The sequence below is a fragment of the Anaerovibrio sp. genome, assembly GCF_024697385.1.
Classification (GTDB): Bacteria; Bacillota; Negativicutes; order Selenomonadales; family Selenomonadaceae; genus Anaerovibrio.
Map to the genome: position 1 here is coordinate 1 of NZ_JAILFV010000065.1, position 2,930 is coordinate 2,930.

2 protein-coding genes and 1 pseudogene are annotated in these 2,930 nt (G+C 44.7%); 2 read left to right on the forward strand and 1 reads right to left on the reverse strand.

Annotation, left to right across the window (positions count from 1 at the left end; all coding sequences use genetic code 11):
- A pseudogene (locus K6C05_RS03115) lies at nucleotides 1–134 on the reverse strand (S-layer protein); the annotation flags it as partial.
- Between the two features lie 181 nt (nucleotides 135–315).
- On the opposite strand from K6C05_RS03115, the gene K6C05_RS03120 reads away from it, so the two are divergent.
- Entirely contained in the window at nucleotides 316–1,410 is a 1,095-nt protein-coding gene (locus K6C05_RS03120) for a tetratricopeptide repeat protein (RefSeq protein ID WP_296731106.1), read from the forward strand.
- A 17-nt stretch (nucleotides 1,411–1,427) separates the two neighbouring features.
- A partial coding sequence (locus tag K6C05_RS03125; protein WP_296731111.1) for an EAL domain-containing protein occupies nucleotides 1,428–2,930 on the forward strand: 1,503 nt, incomplete at its 3' end.

Consider the following 2,930-nt stretch of genomic DNA (forward strand, 5'->3'; position numbering starts at 1 on the left):
TGGAGCTCGGATACAGCGTCATATGCCCAGTGATCAGCTGGAACATCAGCGAAAGGATTGGCAGCTGCAAAAGTAGTGGATGCAGCGCCTACTACCAGAGCGGTAGTCAATGCGGATACGAGAGTCTTTTTCATAATAAGACCTATTTGTACAGCAGGCAGGAAAAAAATAAATTGTGTTGAACTTATAAAGTGGTATTAAAACTAAGCAAGGATATTCCCTTCCTCCATGGTGAGGCTGCCAAAGCATGAGGGTATCTCCTCCTTTGTGGAAATGCCGGTTGGGATATTTAAATGAAAAGGAAGCAGATTTTTTATGAATGAAATTGGTTTATTAAAAAAAATAATTAAGGCCACCAGCGTATGTGCTATGGCAGGAATACTTGTGGTTCAGTCTCCGGTATGGGCCGAAGTCGTGCATAATGATGACGAGGTCAAGGCCCTTTACACTGAGAGCATTGATCATATGAGGGCCGGGCAGTATGATTTGGCAGTCAGCTGCCTGAATAAGGCGATTGAGATGGATCCTTCCAGGGTTGCTCTATATGGACAACGGGGAACCATATATCTGAACCAGCAGAAATTTGCCGAGGCAATTCAGGATTTTACCAAGGCCATTGAATTGGCCCCGGAGCATGCCCAGACCTATGGCCTTAGGGCTTTGGCCTACGGCAGTACTGGGGAGACAATAGATGCCATGCGTGACCTTACCAAGGCAATCAACCTGGAGCCAAATAATGCAGTGTTTTATTATCGCCGGGCCATGACCTTTGAGCTTTTGAAGGGGGAGGATTATGCCCTGGAGGACTACAACAAGGCCATTGAGCTTAAGCAGGATGATGCCAATTATTATTTCCATCGTTGCATGCTGTACATGCGACAGCGTAAGCATGACCTGGCCATGCAGGATATAAATTCTGCCCTTGGTCTGCAGGGGAATAATATGAAATTTATCGCTGTCAGGGCTTTTCTGTATGCCCAGGTCAGGGATGTGGAAAATGCCATAAGGGACTATGAAACATTGGCGGGAAAAAATCCCCTTGATTATTCGGTAATGGATAATCTTGGCGTTCTTTATGGTGGCAAGGGTGATTTCAGCAAAGCCCGGGAATACTTTGACAGGAGTCTGGCTATAAACGACAGTCATCCTGAGGTATATAACGGAAGAGGCTATATTGAATTCCTCCAGGGTAATCACGATACTGCTATTGACCTTTATAAGAAGGCACTGGAATGCAATGGGGAATATTCCGATGCTTATTTCAATCTGGCTCAATCCTATGATGCCCTTGGCAATACTGAGCTGGTGTTGGAGTCTTATAAGAAATTCTTAAAATATGCTGCCTATAACGATTATGACCGGGTAGCCCAGGCACAAAAACGCGTGAGTGAGTTGGATAAACCGGAATAAGAGCTGCGTCTGTATCAATGAAATGTGGTGATTTTATGACAGAGCGTAAAATAATGCTTATCGTTGATGATGTGGAAATAAACCGGGCCATTCTGGCAAGGTTTTTTCAGGATGAATACGAAATACTGGAGGCCATGAATGGCAAGGAGGCCCTGGATATCCTGGAAACCAGGAATGTGGATATAATGCTGCTGGATTTGATGATGCCTGTTATGGGCGGTATGGAGCTTTTAAAGGTTTTATATCAAAATCCAAGATTTATGCATATTCCTGTAATAGTTACCACATCTCAGGGCGTGGTGAACAGTGAAATCAAGGCACTGGAAAATGGTGCGGCAGATTATATTACCAAGCCGTATGATCCTATTATTGTCAAGTGTCGTGTCAGAAATGTAATGGCCCGGCAGGAAAATGAGTGGCGCAAGGAACGCCAAAAGCTGCAGGCAGAAAAAATTTCTGAAATGCAGAACAGGATTGAGATTGATCAGCTGACAGGAATCTACAATCACCAGACCATGCTGGAAAAGGCTGGCAAGCTGATACAGGAAAACCGGGCAACCAGATATTGCATGGTATATTTTGATATCAGCTGCTTTAAGGTGATTAATGAGCTTTTTAACATGGAAACGGGGGATCGTCTGCTGAAAACGGCGGCGGCCTATTTCAAGACTGTGGCAGGGAAAAGGGGGCTGGCTGCCAGACTGGGGGCTGATAGATTTGCTCTTTGTGTTCCTGAGGATGTACTGGAAATCGAATTGATTATCCAGGGGCTGGATGCTGCTGTACGGTCATTGGCTGTATATCGCAGCGTGATGTTCTACGCAGGGGTATTTGTGGTAGACAATGTGTACATGCCTGTGAATAAGATGTTGGACAGGGCCCATATGGCCATGAATACCATTAAGGGCAATTATAACAGGCGTTATGCCTATTATGATGAACAGCTCAGCGCAAGTCTTATGGAGGAGCAGATGCTGGTCCGTGACATGGAAGGGGCACTGGATAACAAAGATTTCTGTATTTATCTCCAGCCAATATACGATGCTTCTGCCGGTAAAGTGGTATCAGCAGAAACCCTAATTCGTTGGAATCATCCCCAAAAAGGCCTTTTGAGCCCAAATAGTTTTTTGCCTGTATTTGAAAAGAACGGCTTTATCTCACGGCTGGACCGCTTTGCCTGGGAGGCAGCCTGTCGTTTCCTCAGCCGACAGAGGGACCATGGCCTTTTGGTGGTGCCTATATCGGTTAATGTTTCCCGGATTAACATGTATGATCAGAGCTTTGTTGATTATATCAGGACACTTATGGTCAAATATGATCTGGAACCATATATGTTCCGCATGGAAATCACTGAATCTGCTTATACTGAAAATCCGGATCAGCTGGTACGGGTTGTAAAAAAATTAAAGAATGCCGGGTTTACAGTGCTGATGGATGATTTTGGCAGTGGCTATTCTTCCTTGAATATTTTGAAGGATTTGGCTGTTGATGTGCTCAAGCTGGACATGAAATTCGTTCAG